This window comes from Bacillus sp. CH_70 (genome assembly GCF_038007045.1).
GTDB lineage: Bacteria > Bacillota > Bacilli > Bacillales > Bacillaceae_G > Bacillus_A > Bacillus_A cereus.
On the sequence record NZ_JBBOWL010000001.1, the window covers coordinates 2,203,077 to 2,220,679 of the forward strand.

The window sequence follows — 17,603 nt, forward strand, 5'->3', positions numbered from 1 at the left end:
GCGAAATGAAAAAGATTGGTTTTATCGGTTTAGGTAACATGGGTCTTCCGATGTCAAAAAATCTAGTTAAATCAGGTTACACAGTATATGGCGTGGACTTAAATAAAGAGGCAGAAGCGTCCTTTGAAAAAGAAGGCGGAATTATCGGTCTATCAATCTCAAAACTAGCAGAAACATGTGATGTAGTTTTTACAAGTTTACCTTCACCTCGCGCTGTTGAAGCGGTATATTTTGGAGCAGAAGGATTATTTGAAAATGGTCACTCGAATGTAGTTTTCATTGATACAAGTACGGTATCGCCGCAGTTAAACAAACAATTAGAGGAAGCTGCAAAGGAAAAGAAAGTAAACTTTTTAGCAGCACCTGTGAGCGGCGGTGTAATTGGAGCCGAAAATCGTACATTAACGTTTATGGTTGGTGGATCAAAAGAGGTATATGAGAAAACGGAATCTATCATGGGCGTACTAGGCGCGAACATTTTCCATGTTAGTGAGCAGATTGATAGTGGTACAACTGTTAAGTTAATTAATAACTTATTAATTGGTTTTTATACAGCTGGTGTAAGTGAAGCTTTAACATTAGCGAAAAAGAACAATATGGATTTAGATAAAATGTTTGATATTTTAAATGTAAGTTACGGCCAAAGCAGAATTTATGAACGTAATTTTAAAAGTTTTATAGCACCTGAAAACTACGAGCCAGGATTTACTGTGAACTTATTGAAGAAAGATTTAGGGTTTGCAGTTGACTTAGCTAAGGAAAGCGAACTCCATTTACCGGTAAGCGAAATGTTATTAAATGTATATGACGAAGCGAGTCAAGCTGGATATGGTGAAAACGATATGGCTGCTTTATATAAGAAAGTTAGCGAGCAATTAATTTCTAATCAAAAATAAATTATACAAAGGAGAGAATACAATGATTACAACTGAAATTAAACGAGTTAAAAATCACATTAACGGTGAGTGGGTTGAATCGACAGGTACGGAAGTAGAAGCAGTTCCAAATCCAGCGACTGGAAAAATTATCGCTTACGTTCCACTATCTCCAAAAGAGGATGTTGAAAAAGCTGTTGAAGCGGCAAAAGCAGCATTCGAAACATGGTCTAAAGTACCAGTTCCGAATCGTTCAAGAAATTTATATAAATATTTACAGCTATTACAAGAAAACAAAGATGAGCTTGCAAAAATCATTACGCTAGAAAATGGTAAGACGCTAACGGATGCAACAGGTGAAGTACAGCGTGGTATTGAAGCAGTAGAACTTGCAACATCGGCACCTAATTTAATGATGGGACAAGCGCTTCCGAATATTGCTAGCGGAATTGATGGATCAATTTGGCGCTACCCAATCGGAGTTGTTGCTGGTATTACACCGTTCAACTTCCCAATGATGATTCCATTATGGATGTTCCCACTTGCAATTGCTTGCGGTAATACATTCGTATTAAAAACATCGGAAAGAACGCCACTTTTAGCGGAGCGACTTGTAGAATTATTCTATGAAGCAGGTTTCCCAAAAGGCGTATTAAATTTAGTACAAGGCGGAAAAGATGTTGTAAATAGCATTTTAGAAAATAAAGATATTCAAGCTGTTTCGTTCGTTGGTTCTGAGCCGGTAGCTCGTTACGTATATGAAACAGGTACGAAACACGGAAAACGTGTACAAGCGTTAGCAGGTGCGAAAAACCATGCGATTGTAATGCCAGATTGCAATCTTGAGAAAACAGTACAAGGTGTAATTGGATCTGCATTTGCAAGTAGTGGAGAGCGCTGTATGGCATGCTCAGTAGTAGCAGTAGTGGATGAAATTGCTGATGAATTCATTGATGTATTAGTAGCAGAAACGAAAAAATTAAAAGTAGGCGATGGCTTTAACGAAGATAACTATGTTGGACCATTAATCCGTGAATCTCATAAAGAGCGCGTTTTAGGCTATATTAATAGCGGTGTAGCAGATGGGGCAACTTTATTAGTAGATGGCCGTAAAATTAATGAAGAAGTTGGAGAAGGTTACTTTGTAGGTGCGACAATCTTTGATGGCGTGAATCAAGAAATGAAAATTTGGCAAGATGAAATTTTTGCTCCAGTATTAAGCATTGTACGTGTTAAAGATTTAGAAGAAGGTATTAAACTAACAAATCAATCTAAATTTGCAAACGGTGCGGTTATTTATACGTCAAATGGTAAACATGCACAAACATTCCGTGATAACATCGATGCTGGTATGATCGGTGTAAATGTAAACGTTCCAGCACCAATGGCATTCTTCGCATTTGCAGGAAATAAAGCTTCATTCTTTGGTGATTTAGGTACAAATGGTACAGATGGCGTTCAATTCTATACACGTAAAAAAGTTGTAACTGAGCGCTGGTTTTAATATAGAGTAAACAGCCAAATCAGCTATTAAATGAAAACCACCACCACTATTAATAGTGGTGGTGGTTTTCATCTTGTTAATTATTTTTTTCAAAAGCTAGTTTAATACCAAATCCAATTAGGACGACTCCTGTTAGCCCTTGAATATAACGTTGCGTCTTTGGTTTTTTCATAAAAGCACTAATTTTATCAATTAAAAATATATAAAATGCAAACCAAATGACTGTTAAAACGAGGTAAGTAAGACCCATTACAAGAAGTTGAATAAATGTATTATGATTTGGATTTAAAAATTGCGGTAAAAAAGTTAAAAAGAAGACTGCAACTTTAGGATTTAATAAATTTGTAAGAAATCCTTGGCGAAAGCAAGAAGTATGTTCGTTTTCATTATTCAAAGATAGATCATTTGTATCTAAGTTTTCTTTGTTTCTTACTGCTAAAAGGGCTTTAATACCGATATATATTAAATAGAGAGCCCCAACGTACTTGAAAATAGAAAATAAAAGAGCTGACTTTACAATAAGTGCAGAAAGACCAATTACAGCAGCTAAAGTATGAATTAATAGTGCAATACATGTACCAAACACTGTTTTCACTCCACCGACTTTACCAGCAACCAATGTGTTTTTCGTAGCCATTGCTGTATCTGGACCAGGTAAAATGATAAGGCAAATAGACATAATGATGAAAAGAAGATAATTTTCTATCATAGCCGCCCCTCCTTTTTATTTTTAGAATATTTGATTAAAATCAGTGTAGCACAAAAATGGATTTAATAAAATTAAATTTTATTAAAAATTATTAAATAACAAAAGGCTATATAGTAGCTGTAATTTCACTACTATATAGCCTCGATTTTATCCCGCTATTTGCGAGTAGTAAGATTTCCACCGCACAAGATTTAGCTGAAGCAAAGAAGTTAGGTGGGGGATGAACAAAACACCCACTCATTACAGTTTCATTTTATGCATTAAGTAAATTAAAGAAACGATTCACATCTTCTTCTGAAACGTCACTTAACTGTTTATATTTATAATTCGGATTTTGATCTTTATCAACGACAACGGAGCGTACTCCTTCGAAGAAATCTTCATGTCTCATGAAGTTTTTAGCAAGTATAAGGTCCGTAGCGAAACATTCTTCAACGGATTTATCTTGTCCATCAATAAACTGTTTTAATGTTACTTTTAGTGAAATAGGTGATTTTGATAACAGTGTTTCTTTCGTTTTTAGAGCAAAGGAGCTTTCAGCTTTCTCCAATGAATGGATGATTTCTTCAATTGTATCGTAAGCAAAATGTGAATTAATTACTTCTAATGAAGGAGTCAGCTCGCTTTCTAAGTTTGGAGCAGTTGCGAATGTACGAATAACTTCTTTTAAATTAGTATGTACATCATCTTCTTTATGCCAATTTACACTTTCAAGTTCAGTAAGAAACTCTGGTAATGAATCAGATGTCATAAAGTAATCAGCAGCATTAATAAATAATACGTCAGAAGCTTTTAAAATAGATGCTGTTAAAGCAACGAAGCGTCCTGTATATCCAGGTGCTTTATTTAAGAAATATGCAGCTCCGACGTCTGGGAAGAAGCCGATATTCATCTCTGGCATTGCCCATTTCGTACGTTCAGTTACAATGCGATACTTCGCACCATTTGTAAGACCGACACCACCGCCCATTACAATTCCATCTAAACAAGCAATAATCGGTTTTGTATATTGATAAATATATGTATCAATTTCATACTCTTCTTCAAAAAAACGTTCTGCATGTTGCAATGCCACTTCATTGGAACGCGCTTCATAAAGAGTTTTAATGTCGCCACCTGCACAAAAACCTTTTGTGCCAGCTCCTTTTAACACGATAAGTGCAATACGCTCATCGTGTTCCCACTCTTTAAGTTTTTGTCCGATAGGTTGTAACATGTCATAAGATAAAGAATTAAGTGCTTTTGGACGGTTTAAAGTAATTGTTGCAACGCCGTTTTCACTAACAGAAAATAAAACGTGTTCAGTCATAATGCATCCTCCCTTACATATCTTCTTATTCTTAATTCTTGATATGTACTGAAATGTCCTTTATAAATTTTGTCAAAAGTTGACGGTAAATATTAATTTGGTCACCGCATATTTTGACGAGTTATCTTTGCAGGATTTCAGAGACTGAGGGGGAATATTACAACATTACTGTAAGTGTAATTATTTGAAGTTATAATGATAAAAGCGCTATTATATAGGTGTGAATTGTTCATTATCAATTCTAAAAAGAGTGTTTGAAGAAAAAATGAATCGTACAATTGTAATAAGAAATTTTGCACTGAATTAGAAATAGAGAAAGGAGAAATCGGAATGCCAGGACCTTTACTATTGTCGGTTATTATTTTGTCTTCTTTAATGATAGGGATAACGCAGTATTTTCATCATACAGATACGACAGAAGAAGTGAAGGATAAAGTACGTCTCGTATTTCCGATTTTTATAATATCTATTTCATTCTGTATTTTATTAAATAAAGATGGGTACATTGTCGCAGTGTTCTCATTTTTCGTCGCAATCGTTTTAATTACCGTTTTATATTATGTAATGAAAGACTTTATACAAAAATAAAGATGTCACAATAGGCATTTTTATTTTGGAGAAAATATAAAATTTCACATACCGTACTTTATATAAAATACATAAAACATATAACAATAGAAAAGTGTGTACTTTGCTGTGTATGTACTTGTCAATCTTGCATAGCCACTATACTATTAAAATGTAGAGATTATAAAAAGGGGTTGTATCTATCATGAAATTTGAGATGCACACAAAAATTATTTCAAATGAAAAAGAAGTAAGATTACATATTGAAGAAAATATATTTCAATTAATATTGGATGGTTATCACTTATTTACAATTCAAGAAATATTGCCTTTATATAAATCAAATGAAGAAAGAATTGGAAGTGCAACGATATTGAAGCTAGAGTGGGAGAACGGAAAAACTACAATAAACTATCAACTCGTTTCACTAAAATCAGTAAATTAAAAGGAGTAGAAAAATATGAAGTTATTTCATACAGCGGATTGGCATTTAGGTAAGCTTGTTCATGGCGTGTATATGACTGAAGACCAAAAGATTGTATTAGATCAGTTTGTACAGGCTGTTGAAGAAGAAAAACCAGATGCTGTAATTATTGCAGGGGATTTATATGACCGAGCAATTCCACCTACAGAAGCAGTAGACTTATTAAATGATGTGCTGCAAAAAATAGTTATTGATTTACAAACACCAGTTATTGCAGTAGCTGGTAATCATGATAGTCCGGATCGTATCCATTTTGGGAGTAGTTTAATGAAAAAACAGGGATTACATATTGCAGGCCAATTTCAATTCCCGTATGAACCTGTTGTACTAAGTGATGAATATGGGGAGGTTCACTTCCATCTAATACCGTATGCAGACCCAAGCATAGTTAGACACGTGTTGAAAAATGAAGACGTACGTTCTCATGATGATGCGATGCGCATTTTTATGAATGAGCTCTCTGAAACAATGGATAAAGAAGCTAGACATGTATTTGTTGGACATGCATTTGTAACTTCTTCAGGAGAAGCGGAGGAGAATACAAGTGATGCAGAACGACCACTTTCAATTGGTGGTGCTGAATATGTAAATAGTCATTATTTTGATAAGTTTCATTACACAGCGCTTGGACATTTACATCAAGCGCATTTCGTACGTAATGAGACCATTCGATATTCAGGTTCACCACTTGCCTATTCAATTTCTGAAGAGAAACATAAAAAAGGTTATTACATTGTAGAACTGAATGAAACTGGTGAAGTAGCAATTGAAAAAAGGTTACTTTCACCACGTCGTAAAATGCGAACAGTAGAAGCGAAAATAGATGAATTATTACAGCATCCAGTAAGTGAAGATTACGTATTTGTAAAATTATTAGATGAAAACCCTGTCTTACAGCCAATGGAGAAAATACGATCTGTATATCCAAATGCAATGCACGTTGAAAGAGCGATGCAAAGGCGAGAACTCACAGATACAAATGAAGTAACGGTTTCAAGACATAAAACGGATGATTTATCTCTTTTAAAGGCTTTCTATAAAGAAATGAAAGGGTTAGATTTATCAGAAGAGAAAGAACGCCTATTTATAGATGTATTACAAACAGTGCAAGAACGGGAAGGTGAACGAGGATGAGACCGATTCAGCTTATTATGACAGCATTCGGGCCATATAAACAGAAAGAAGTAATCGATTTTGAAGATCTTGGAGAACATCGTATTTTCGCTATTTCTGGGAATACGGGAGCTGGAAAAACAACGATTTTTGATGCGATTTGTTATGTGTTATATGGTGAGGCTAGTGGAGAAGAACGTAGTGATACGAGCATGCTTCGAAGTCAATTTGCTGATGATGATGTTTATACAAGTGTAGAACTAACCTTTCAATTAAAAGGGAAACGCTATGAAATAAAAAGACAACTTGGACATAAAAAACAAGGGAATAAGACCATTACAGGACATGCAGTAGAATTATATGAAGTTATTGATGGAGAAAACGTTCCAGCCGTCGATCGTTTTCATGTAACAGACGTAAACAAAAAAGTGGAAGATTTAATTGGGTTAAGTAAACATCAATTTAGTCAAATTGTTATGTTACCACAAGGTGAATTCCGAAAACTATTAACATCTGAGACGGAAAACAAAGAAGAGATTTTACGTCGTATTTTTAAAACGGATCGTTATAAATTAATGCGTGAGTTACTTGATCAAAAGAGAAAACAATGGAAAGACGTCTTGCAAGAAAAACAAAAAGAGAGAGAGCTCTATTTCCGTAATGTTTTTAAATTACCAATCCGTGATGGAGCATTATTAGAGACATTAGCGGCACAAGAACATGTAAATACGCATCAAGTAGTAGAAGCGTTAGAACAAGAAACAACAGTGTATAAGGCAGAGGTTGAGCAATTACAAGTAGAACAAGATGTTCAAACGAAGCAATTAAAGGATGCAGAAACACGTTTTCATGCAGCAAAATCTGTAAATGAGAAATTTATAGATTTACAACAAAAGAATGAGAAATATAACACTTTACAAGAGAACCGTGCAGCAATTGAAAGGAAAGAAAAATCCTTTAAACGTGCGGAACAAGCAAAGCGCTTATTACCATTTGAACAATGGTATGAAGAAGCGATGCAAAATGAGCAGAAAGCTGAAAGTTTGTTAAAACAGATAATCGTCAAACAAGAACAGATAATGAACAGCTTTGAACTTGCTCAGGAGAAGTATGAAGTAGTAAAGAATAAAGAAGCTGAACGAGAAGAGGCTAAAAAACTTGTTCAAAGATTAGAAGAGTTACAAGCAATCATTGAATCATTAGCTGAGAGAAAGCTGAATTTACAAAATGCCGAAATTCAAATAGGGAAATTAAAAGAAAGTATGCAAAAGTTGGATCAACAACTAGAAGAGCATACAAGCCAAAAACAGAGAATGTCTGATGAATTGCAGCAATTAGAACAAGCACTTGAGCAATATGTAGCTAAAGTAGAAGAACTAACGAATATGCGAGAAGATGCAAAAGTTTTAAAGCAAGCATATGATGTTTGGCAAGAAAAACAAAAATTCGAGCAAGAAAAAGAAGTGGCAAATAATAAAATGCACGTGGCAGTTCGTGCATATGAAAACATGGAGCGCCGTTGGTTAAGTGAACAAGCTGGTATATTAGCTCTTCATTTACATGACGGTGCATCTTGTCCGGTATGTGGTAGTACGAATCATCCGCAAAAAGCTACAGAGCAAAGTAATGCGATCGATGAAAAAGAGTTAAACGATTTAAGAGATAAGAAGAACATTGCTGAAAAATTACATGTGCAAGTAGAGGAGAAATGGAATTTTTATCGACTACAATATGAACAAGTGATAGAAGAAGTTGTGAAGCGTGGCTATAACTCCGAAAAATTAGTTGAAACATATAGTGTACTTGTTCAAAAAGGAAAACAATTAGCAGCAGACGTTAATACGTTAAAAGCAAGTGAAGAAACACGTAAGCAGATTGCTGTGAACATGAAAAGCGTAGAAGAAAAAATAGAAGAACTTCAGAAACAAAAACGGGAAGTAGAAACAATGCAGCACCGTACAGAAATGGAGTGCATGCAACTTCGTACGTCATATGAACATGATAAACGAAATATTCCAGAAAACTTGCAAACAGTACAAGCTTGGAAAGCACAGTTTGACCAAGCTATGCACGAACTTAGGTTAATGGAGGACGAATGGAAGAAAGTGCAGGAAGCGTATCAACATTGGCAAAATGAAAATATACGTATTCAAGCAGAACAGAAAGGTGCTTCTAATCAATTTGAAAGTGCAAAATTGAAGAAAGAAGAGACTTTCGCACGCTTTATGAAAGAGCTAGAACAAAGCGGATTTACAGATCAATTCACGTATAAAGAAGCCAAATTAAGCGATGCCGAGATGGAGATGTTACAGAAAGAAATTCAAGGTTATTATTCATCTCTTGAAGTGCTTGCAAAACAAATTGAAGAGCTAAACTCAGAATTAAAAGATAAAGAGTATATGGATATTACATCTTTAGGTGAACACATAAAAGAACTAGAAATTAATCTCGATATAATTAAAGAAAAACGTCAACGTGCGCAAAATGCGGTAACATATATTTCTGATTTACATGAAAACATTAGACGTATTGACGAACAAATTCACGAGGAAGAAAAAGCCTTCCAAGAACTTGTTGATTTATATGAAGTAATGAAAGGTGATAACGAAAGTCGTATATCATTTGAACGTTACATCTTAATTGAGTATTTAGAACAAATTGTTCAAATCGCAAACGAACGACTACGTAAATTATCAAATGGACAATTTTATTTAAAACGAAGTGAACGAGTTGAAAAAAGAAACCGTCAAAGTGGATTAGGCTTAGATGTGTACGATGCATACACTGGCCAAACGCGCGATGTAAAAACATTATCCGGCGGAGAGAAATTTAACGCATCACTTTGCTTAGCGCTAGGAATGGCAGATGTCATTCAAGCATATGAAGGTGGTATTTCCATCGAAACGATGTTCATCGATGAAGGGTTCGGTTCATTAGATGAAGAATCATTAACGAAAGCAGTTGATGCCTTAATTGACCTACAAAAATCAGGCCGATTTATCGGTGTCATTTCACACGTACAAGAGCTGAAAAACGCAATGCCAGCTGTATTAGAAGTAACGAAGCAGAAGGATGGGTGTAGTCAGACTAGGTTTGTGGTGAAGTAAGCTTAGAAAATGGAGTAGGGAATCTATCGATACTTTTAGTGTCATATGTATGAATCATAAAACGTCGTCTCTTCATATTAGAGGCGACGTTTTATTTTATAAAATATCTATGAATTATCTGTAGAAGGCGGCGTATTCTCCAAACGATTATAAGCTTTAAAAGCTGAAATTGCCGATATAACCCCGCCTACTAAAAATAAAGTCGATCCTCCAACTAAGATGATACGACTGACATATGTTTCCCGTGCTTCTTCGACTTCTTCTTGTAACGCTGTAGGCATATGAATCCCCCTTTATAAAAGTTGTTTTATAGATAGTATATACAAACGCCTAAAATGTGTTAAAATAACTGATGATTTTATGTAGTGGATAATTAGATGAGTAGGATGCGAGTGGCTAAATAAATCTTCATCATAAATTTATGCGAACTTCACATAGAGCACATATTAACATTGTATTATGTATATGTACCAAATAAATAAAGTGAATGTAAGTTCTGTTTTCAAAAATTTAAAATCCTTTTATTTCTATATAAAAGTTTTAATCGAGGGTTTTAAAAATTTTGGAAATAGATCTTATAAAAATGGAATTCATATAAAAGGGGAATGTCTTATGACAACATATACAAGTGAAATGAAAAAAACTTTAGTTTCAGAAGAAGATGTAGATATTTTAAAAATTATGGCGCATCCAATCCGACTGCAAATTGTAAATGAATTAAGTACAAGAAAAACTTGTAATGTAACACAATTAACAGAGTTACTGAACATCCCGCAATCTACTGTTTCACAACATTTATCAAAAATGAAGGGTAAAGTGTTACGAGCAGAGAGAAGAGGTTTAGAAATTTATTATCATATTAACAATTTAAAAGCGAGTAAGATTGTTAATGTTTTAGGGTATATAAACTAGTGAAATATTTTTATATAAAATAGCCCCTGCTGTTTAGCAGGGGCTATTTTGTGTTGTTTTATGTATTTGTATTTAAAACTTTATAGTTTTTATGATTTACAATTGTTCGATCAAATTCAAAAGTACCACCGCTTACATTTGTAATTTCAACTAAGACCGATTCAGTATAAAGTTTTAGTACAGATCCTGTAATCTTTAAATTGTTTCGTTGAAAAAGTATAGTATCCCCTACGTTTGCTTTCATAGTACCTCCTCATTAAAGACAGAAATATTTTTTTATTATATATATTAAACCACGGATAGATATATTAGTGAATATTTAGTTTTATTTATTGGAAAAAAATTTGTGATTTTATAAAAAATAAGGTGAATCGAAGTATAAAAAATTTTTCTATTGTATTTAATCAGTAGTTTTTTGTATTTCATCCTTCGTTTTTTGTAACTGATTCCATGTTTTTGACGCTCTATATTGTAAGTGCTTACATAAACAGAAACATCTTATACAATGAAGGTGTCAAATCAAAAGAGGTGACCAAAATGAACATAAAAAAAGTAAATTTAGCGAATAGCATTGAAATAGAAAGAGGAGGCGGAAAGATATGAAAAAATCAACTGTTAATCCATGGTTTGTTGTCCTTGGCACAGTCATAGTACAAATGGGGCTTGGGACGATATATACATGGAGTTTATTCAATCAGCCTTTAGTTAGTAAATACGGTTGGAGTCTTAACGCTGTTGCGATAACTTTTTCAATTACTAGTCTATCTTTAGCATTTTCAACTTTATTTGCGAGTAAATTGCAAGAAAAATGGGGACTTCGTAAACTTATTATGATAGCTGGATTAGCATTAGGACTAGGGTTAATACTTAGCTCACAAGCGTCCTCATTAATATTACTTTATGTACTAGCAGGAGTTGTTGTAGGTTATGCAGATGGTACAGCATATATCACTTCACTATCAAATTTAATAAAGTGGTTTCCAGAGCGTAAAGGTTTAATTGCTGGTATTTCTGTCTCTGCATATGGTTCAGGTAGCTTAATCTTTAAATACGTTAACGCACAGTTGATTGAATCAGTTGGTGTATCGCAAGCATTTATATACTGGGGTTTAATTGTTACAGCTATGATTGTAATTGGTGCTTGTTTAATCCATCAAGCTGCAGATCAAGGAGCAGTTCATGAAACAAAAACTAAGGAATACACAACGAAAGAAATGTTAGGCACAAAACAAGTATACTTATTATTTATCATGTTATTTACATCATGTATGAGTGGCTTATACTTAATTGGTATGGTAAAAGACATTGGTGTTCAACTTGTAGGGCTTAGCGCAGCAACAGCAGCTAATGCGGTGGCTATGGTTGCAATCTTCAATACATTAGGTCGTATCATTTTATAATCGTTATCGGATAAAATTGGGCGTTTAAAAATCGTTACTGGTACTTTTGTTGTTATGGCGAGTTCAGTCTTAGTTCTAAGTTTTGTAGATTTAAATTATGGTATTTACTTCGTATGTGTAGCAAGTGTAGCGTTTTGCTTTGGTGGAAATATCACTATTTTCCCAGCTATTGTTGGTGATTTCTTCGGTATGAAAAACCATAGTAAGAACTACGGAATTGTGTATCAAGGATTTGGATTTGGGGCGCTTGCAGGTTCCTTTATCGGTGCACTTCTAGGTGGATTCAAACCAACGTTCATGGTGATCGGTGTATTATGTGTCGTGTCATTCATTATCGCAATTTTAATTCAAGCACCTAAACAGAAAAAAGAACAAGAAGAAGAGTATCGCAGCGTAGCATAAGTATACAAATCTTCTATAACACTATGATTACGAAAAAGCATCCTATTCTATTAATTAGGATGCTTTTTTTATGAGTTATTTTAACAAGGTTAAATTACTTTTGGGATTTTTATAGATGTAAAAGTGAGTGGAATACCCATTTGGAATATATTAGAATATGATAAATTGATACATCGTATTCGAAATATATATTAAATCTTAAATGGTAAAGAAGACATTCATTAGTATTTGTAAGATATATTTTCAGAAAAATATTGAGAAAATATATACTTGAGTTTTTCATAAAGCATTGTAAATGAACGTATCTCTAGTTTATCTTCTTCAATTTTAAAAAGAGGAGTTTGAATTTTATTTATAATATAAGTACATTCAATGCGTTTAGGTATGATTTTATTAAGAAGCATTAAAATACTTTGTCTGAAAAATAAAAAAAGATTGACAAGTTTATTGAGAAACATTATCATTTCGGTGTAAGATAGTAAATGAAAAACATTATCAATAAAATGGATTTTAAAGTAATGCGCACTTGACCAATTAGTTTAGTAAGTGTATTATTTTTTACAACACAACTGATAATGAAAATCAATATCATTGGTGTTACTTAATGAATTTAATGTTTATGTGAAAGGATAGAGAAAATGAACTTAGGGGAATTTGATGGGAAAACAGTTTTAGTAACAGGTGCAGCACAAGGCATAGGCAGTGTTGTTGCCAAAATGTTTTTAGAAAGAGGAGCCACAGTTATTGCGGTTGATCAAAATGAAGAGGGGTTAAATGTACTCTTAAATCAAAATGAATTAAATAATACACGTATGAAAACGTTTCGTTTAGACGTGAGTGATAGCACTGCTGTTGATGACATGGTAAATCATATTGCAAATGAAATAGCGCCAATAGATATTTTAGTAAACGTTGCAGGGATTTTGCGTATGGGACCAATTCATTCGTTAAGTGATGAAGATTGGAATAAAACATTCTCTGTAAATACTACAGGGGTTTTCAATATGTCCCGAGCGGTAAGTAAAAATATGATGTTAAGAAAATCAGGGGCAATTGTTACAGTCGGTTCAAATGCGGCAAATACGCCGAGAATGGAGATGGCTGCGTATGCTGCGTCAAAGGCTGCAACGACGATGTTTATGAAATGTTTAGGACTAGAGCTTGCGGCATACAATATACGCTGCAACTTAGTTTCTCCAGGTTCTACTGAAACTGAGATGCAAAGATTACTATGGGCTGATGAGAATGGAGCTAAAAATATAATTGCTGGTTCTCAAAATACATATAGACTCGGAATTCCATTACAAAAAATTGCACAACCTTCAGAAGTTGCTGAAGCCGTGTTATTTTTAGCCTCAGATAGAGCAAGTCATATTACAATGCACAATTTATGTGTCGATGGCGGTGCTACGTTAGGAGTTTAATAAAAATTCAGGAGGTTATTATATTATGAATGAACATATAGCTGTAAAGGAATTGTCAGAAAAACTTTTAGAAGATTATAAGACTGAATCTTCATTCTTTTTTGCTTCACCAACTCGAACTATATTAGCAGAAGGAGAGTTTACTACAGTAAAGCATCGTGAAATTGAAAATTTCCCAGAGCTTGTGCAAGCGACATTAAGTAATGCGAAACAAGCTGGAAATCCAAATCCTATCGTTGTGGGTGCTTTGCCATTTGATCGTAGAAAAGAAGTCCAACTTATCGTACCAGAATATAGTAGAATTTCTGAGCGTTTACAATTGGATACAACAAATCAGCTTGAAACAAATGAGAACGTAACATTTGAAATGACGCCAGTACCAGACCCTGAAGTTTATATGAATGGTGTGAAGCAAGGAATTAAAAAAATACAGGACGGTGATTTAAAGAAAATCGTTCTATCTAGATCGTTAGATGTTAAATCTTCCGAAAAGATTGATAAGCAAAAACTTCTGCGAGAATTAGCAGAACATAATAAGCATGGTTATACATTTGCTGTGAATTTACCGAAAGATGAAAAAGAGAACAGTAAGACGCTAATTGGAGCAAGTCCTGAATTACTTGTTTCACGTAATGGTATGCAAGTTATTTCTAATCCGTTAGCTGGTTCAAGGCCACGTAGTGAGGACCCAGTAGAAGATAAAAGAAGAGCAGAGGAATTACTTTCTTCTCCAAAAGATTTACATGAACATGCGGTAGTAGTTGAAGCGGTTGCCGCTGCACTTCGTCCGTATTGTCATACATTACATGTTCCAGAAAAGCCATCAGTTATTCATAGTGAAGCGATGTGGCATTTGTCTACAGAAGTGAAAGGTGAACTGAAGGATCCAAATACTTCTTCTTTACAATTAGCAATTGCCCTTCATCCTACGCCAGCAGTTTGCGGAACTCCGATGGAAAAAGCAAGAGAGGCTATACAGCATATTGAGCCATTTGACCGCGAGTTCTTTACAGGAATGCTAGGATGGAGCGATTTAAATGGAGATGGAGAATGGATTGTTACAATTCGTTGTGCTGAAGTACAAGAAAATACACTGCGTTTATATGCAGGAGCTGGAGTTGTTGCTGAGTCAAAACCAGAAGATGAGTTAGCAGAAACATCAGCTAAGTTCCAAACAATGCTAAAAGCTTTAGGGTTAAGAGATAGTTCACTTAATGAAAAATAGGGGGAAGAAAGAATGCTAGTAGGTTATACAGAATGGCCAAAAGAATTTGCCGATCATTATCGAGATGAAGGATGTTGGCTTGGTGAAACATTTGGAGGAGTGTTAAGAGAGCGGGCTGAGAAATATGGAGATCGAATCGCGGTTGTAAGTGGTAAGAAGCATATGACATATAGTGAACTTGATAAAAATGCCGATCGTTTAGCAGCAGGTTTACTGAATTTAGGAATAAAGAAAGGGGACAGAGTTGTAATCCAGTTACCTAACATTATCGAGTTTTTCGAAATATGTTTTGCACTATTTCGAATTGGAGCGCTTCCTGTCTTTGCACTACCTTCACATCGAAGCAGTGAAATTAGTTATTTTTGTGAGTTTGGCGAGGCGAGCGCTTACGTTATTTCAGATAAGGCTCTCGGTTTTGATTATCGAAAACTAGCAAGAGAAGTGAAAGAGAAAGTGCCAACTTTACAACGTGTAATTGTAGTGGGGGAAGAAGAAGAGTTTGTGAACATAAATGATCTGTATATGGATCCCGTCTCATTACCAGAAGTTCAGCCAAGTGATGTTGCATTTCTCCAATTATCAGGAGGGACAACAGGTCTTTCTAAATTAATTCCTAGAACACATGATGACTATATTTATAGTTTACGTGTAAGCGCTGAAATTTGTAATTTGAATGCAGAAAGCGTCTATATGGCAGTTCTTCCAGTAGCACACAATTACCCAATGAGTTCTCCAGGGACATTTGGAACTTTCTATGCGGGTGGAAAAGTGGTATTGGCAACTGGTGGTAGTCCAGATGAGGCATTTGCTCTTATTGAAAAAGAAAAAGTTACAATTACAGCGCTCGTTCCGCCATTAGCAATGATTTGGCTTGATGCTGCATCTTCTCGTAATACCGATTTATCGAGCCTAGAGGTTATTCAAGTAGGTGGTGCTAAGTTTAGCGCTGAGGTTGCAAGACGTATACGCCCTACATTTGGATGTACGTTACAGCAAGTATTCGGTATGGCGGAAGGATTAGTGAACTATACAAGATTAGACGATCCGGAAGAAATTATTATTCATACACAAGGTAGACCAATGTCTGCACTCGATGAAGTACGAGTTGTTGATGAAAATGACAACGATGTACAACCTGGCGAAGTAGGTAGTTTATTAACAAGAGGTCCATATACAATTCGTGGTTACTATAAAGCTGAAGAGCATAATGCACGATCATTTACAAAGGATGGATTTTATCGCACAGGTGATCTTGTAAAAGTAAATGAAAAAGGATACATCATTGTAGAAGGAAGAGATAAAGATCAAATTAACCGTGGTGGTGAGAAAGTTGCTGCGGAAGAAGTTGAAAATCATTTATTAGCACACGATGCGGTCCATGACGTAGCAATTGTATCTATGCCTGACGATTATTTAGGTGAACGCACCTGTGCTTTTGTTATAGCTCGCGAACAAGTTCCGGCAGTAAGTGAATTAAAAATGTTTTTAAGAGAACGTGGTATAGCGGCTTATAAAATTCCAGATCGAATTGAATTTATTGAATCATTCCCGCAAACAGGAGTCGGAAAAGTCAGCAAAAAAGAACTACGTAAAGTCATTGCTGAAAAACTTATTACAGTAAAACAATAATAAAAACCGGAAGGAAGTGATTAGATGGCTATCCCATCTATTTCAGTATATAAAATGCCAATTGAATCAGAACTACCAAAAAATAAAGTGAATTGGACACCAGACCCGAAACGTGCAGTACTTTTAATTCATGACATGCAAGAATATTTTCTTGATGCATATAGCGATAAAGAATCACCAAAAGTAGAACTTATTTCAAATATTAAAATGATAAGAGAAAAATGTAAACAACTTGGTATACCAGTTGTTTATACAGCGCAACCTGGTGGACAAACGTTAGAACAAAGAGGTTTATTACAAGACTTTTGGGGTGACGGTATTCCTGCTGGACCAGATAAAAAGAAAATTGTTGATGAACTTACTCCTGATGAGGATGATATATTCCTAACAAAATGGAGATATAGTGCATTTAAAAAGACAAATCTATTAGAAATTTTAAATGAACAAGGAAGAGATCAACTCATTATTTGCGGTATTTATGCGCATATTGGATGCCTTTTAACAGCTTGTGAAGCATTTATGGATGGTATAGAGCCGTTCTTTGTAGCAGATGCAGTTGCTGATTTTTCACTAGAGCATCATAAACAAGCATTGGAGTATGCATCTAATAGATGCGCAGTAACGACATCAACAAACCTACTGTTAAAAGATTTACAAAGTGTAAAAGGTGATGAGAGTGAAGGAATCACTATACAGGAAGTGCATGAACTAGTTGCACAACTACTTCGTGAGCCAGTAGAGAGTATTGATATTGATGAGGACTTATTAAATAGAGGGCTTGATTCGGTCAGAATTATGAGTTTAGTAGAGAAATGGCGTCGTGAAGGGAAAGAAATCACGTTTGCAGATTTAGCAGAACGTCCAACTGTTACAGGTTGGTACAGTTTACTATCTTCACAAACAGCACAGGTGCTGTAACAAATAGACTACATAATAAAGGGGT

General features: G+C 34.8%; 15 protein-coding genes and 1 pseudogene. 12 read left to right on the top strand and 4 right to left on the bottom strand.

Going from position 1 to position 17,603, the window contains the following annotated elements; translation table 11 throughout:
- Positions 1–5: 5 nt before the first annotated feature.
- Both N2V79_RS11345 and N2V79_RS11350 read left to right on the top strand, forming a co-directional pair.
- Positions 6–896, top strand: coding sequence for an NAD(P)-dependent oxidoreductase (locus tag N2V79_RS11345; protein WP_016081726.1), 891 nt, complete (start codon positions 6–8; stop codon positions 894–896).
- 22 nt (positions 897–918) lie between these two features.
- Complete coding sequence (locus tag N2V79_RS11350; protein ID WP_000633339.1) at positions 919–2,379, top strand: CoA-acylating methylmalonate-semialdehyde dehydrogenase; 1,461 nt, start codon at positions 919–921, stop codon at positions 2,377–2,379.
- 76 nt (positions 2,380–2,455) lie between these two features.
- Here N2V79_RS11350 and N2V79_RS11355 read toward each other — a convergent pair whose 3' ends face one another.
- Entirely contained in the window at positions 2,456–3,088 is a 633-nt protein-coding gene (locus N2V79_RS11355; protein ID WP_000572360.1) for a LysE family translocator, read from the bottom strand.
- 253 nt (positions 3,089–3,341) lie between these two features.
- Positions 3,342–4,397, bottom strand: coding sequence for an enoyl-CoA hydratase/isomerase family protein (locus tag N2V79_RS11360; RefSeq protein WP_340719860.1), 1,056 nt, complete (start codon positions 4,395–4,397; stop codon positions 3,342–3,344).
- A 330-nt stretch (positions 4,398–4,727) separates the two neighbouring features.
- Here N2V79_RS11360 and N2V79_RS11365 point away from each other — a divergent pair, with 330 nt between their 5' ends.
- From N2V79_RS11365 to N2V79_RS11380, 4 genes are all read left to right on the top strand, one after another.
- On the top strand, positions 4,728–4,985 hold the full coding sequence (locus tag N2V79_RS11365; protein WP_001119409.1) for a hypothetical protein: 258 nt from the start codon (positions 4,728–4,730) through the stop codon (positions 4,983–4,985).
- A gap of 184 nt (positions 4,986–5,169) precedes the next feature.
- The gene (locus N2V79_RS11370) at positions 5,170–5,409 is read left to right on the top strand and encodes a DUF2584 family protein (RefSeq protein ID WP_000667344.1); all 240 of its coding nucleotides are present in this window, start codon (positions 5,170–5,172) and stop codon (positions 5,407–5,409) included.
- Between the two features lie 15 nt (positions 5,410–5,424).
- Entirely contained in the window at positions 5,425–6,582 is a 1,158-nt protein-coding gene (locus N2V79_RS11375; protein WP_078400722.1) for an exonuclease SbcCD subunit D, read from the top strand.
- The gene (locus N2V79_RS11380; RefSeq protein ID WP_053564564.1) at positions 6,579–9,668 is read left to right on the top strand and encodes an AAA family ATPase; all 3,090 of its coding nucleotides are present in this window, start codon (positions 6,579–6,581) and stop codon (positions 9,666–9,668) included. The genes N2V79_RS11375 and N2V79_RS11380 overlap by 4 nt, the downstream gene beginning before the upstream one ends.
- A 107-nt stretch (positions 9,669–9,775) precedes the next feature.
- On the opposite strand, the gene N2V79_RS11385 is transcribed toward N2V79_RS11380, so the two are convergent.
- Positions 9,776–9,949: a hypothetical protein gene (locus N2V79_RS11385; protein WP_001141668.1), complete on the bottom strand. Its 174-nt coding sequence runs from the start codon at positions 9,947–9,949 to the stop codon at positions 9,776–9,778.
- A gap of 331 nt (positions 9,950–10,280) precedes the next feature.
- On the opposite strand from N2V79_RS11385, the gene N2V79_RS11390 reads away from it, so the two are divergent.
- Entirely contained in the window at positions 10,281–10,580 is a 300-nt protein-coding gene (locus N2V79_RS11390) for an ArsR/SmtB family transcription factor (protein ID WP_000214794.1), read from the top strand.
- Between the two features lie 58 nt (positions 10,581–10,638).
- Here N2V79_RS11390 and N2V79_RS11395 read toward each other — a convergent pair whose 3' ends face one another.
- Entirely contained in the window at positions 10,639–10,824 is a 186-nt protein-coding gene (locus N2V79_RS11395) for a YkvS family protein (protein ID WP_000646793.1), read from the bottom strand.
- A gap of 355 nt (positions 10,825–11,179) precedes the next feature.
- Between N2V79_RS11395 and N2V79_RS11400 the strand changes: the two are divergent.
- The 5 genes and pseudogenes from N2V79_RS11400 to N2V79_RS11420 all read left to right on the top strand — a co-directional run bounded on the left by N2V79_RS11400 (position 11,180) and on the right by N2V79_RS11420 (position 17,578).
- Positions 11,180–12,382: pseudogene (locus tag N2V79_RS11400) on the top strand (L-lactate MFS transporter).
- Positions 12,383–13,020: 638 nt separating this feature from the next.
- Positions 13,021–13,806 carry a 2,3-dihydro-2,3-dihydroxybenzoate dehydrogenase gene (dhbA, locus tag N2V79_RS11405; protein WP_200458576.1) on the top strand — a complete coding sequence of 262 codons (786 nt, stop codon included), beginning with the start codon at positions 13,021–13,023 and terminating at the stop codon, positions 13,804–13,806.
- A 25-nt stretch (positions 13,807–13,831) separates the two neighbouring features.
- The gene (dhbC, locus tag N2V79_RS11410) at positions 13,832–15,031 is read left to right on the top strand and encodes an isochorismate synthase DhbC (RefSeq protein ID WP_001002071.1); all 1,200 of its coding nucleotides are present in this window, start codon (positions 13,832–13,834) and stop codon (positions 15,029–15,031) included.
- A 12-nt stretch (positions 15,032–15,043) separates the two neighbouring features.
- Positions 15,044–16,660: a (2,3-dihydroxybenzoyl)adenylate synthase gene (locus tag N2V79_RS11415; protein WP_065483459.1), complete on the top strand. Its 1,617-nt coding sequence runs from the start codon at positions 15,044–15,046 to the stop codon at positions 16,658–16,660.
- A 24-nt stretch (positions 16,661–16,684) separates the two neighbouring features.
- A complete protein-coding gene (locus N2V79_RS11420) occupies positions 16,685–17,578 on the top strand; it encodes an isochorismatase family protein (RefSeq protein WP_065483463.1) in 894 nt (297 codons plus the stop codon).
- The last annotated feature ends 25 nt before the right edge of the window (positions 17,579–17,603 follow it).